Here is a 252-nt window from a genome sequence, read left to right on the forward strand (position 1 = left end):
TCGAAAACAGCCAGCGTGATATCAACATCGCCCTCATCAACGAATTGGCCATGATCTTCAACAGGATGGGGCTGGATACCGAGGCCGTTCTGAAAGCGGCCGGCACCAAGTGGAACTTTCTCAACTTCCGCCCCGGTCTTGTTGGGGGGCACTGTATCGGCGTCGATCCTTACTACCTAACGCACAAGGCCCAAGAGCTGGGCTATCACCCGGAGATGCTCTTGTCGGGACGCAGGCTCAATGACGGGATGG

At 56.7% G+C, this 252-nt stretch carries 1 pseudogene; it reads left to right on the forward strand.

The annotated features are described in order from the left end of the window. Positions 1-252: pseudogene (locus R0J87_RS22755) on the forward strand (Vi polysaccharide biosynthesis UDP-N-acetylglucosamine C-6 dehydrogenase TviB); the annotation flags it as partial.

The organism is Halomonas sp. SIMBA_159 (genome assembly GCF_046536035.1).
Lineage (GTDB): Bacteria > Pseudomonadota > Gammaproteobacteria > Pseudomonadales > Halomonadaceae > Vreelandella > Vreelandella venusta_A.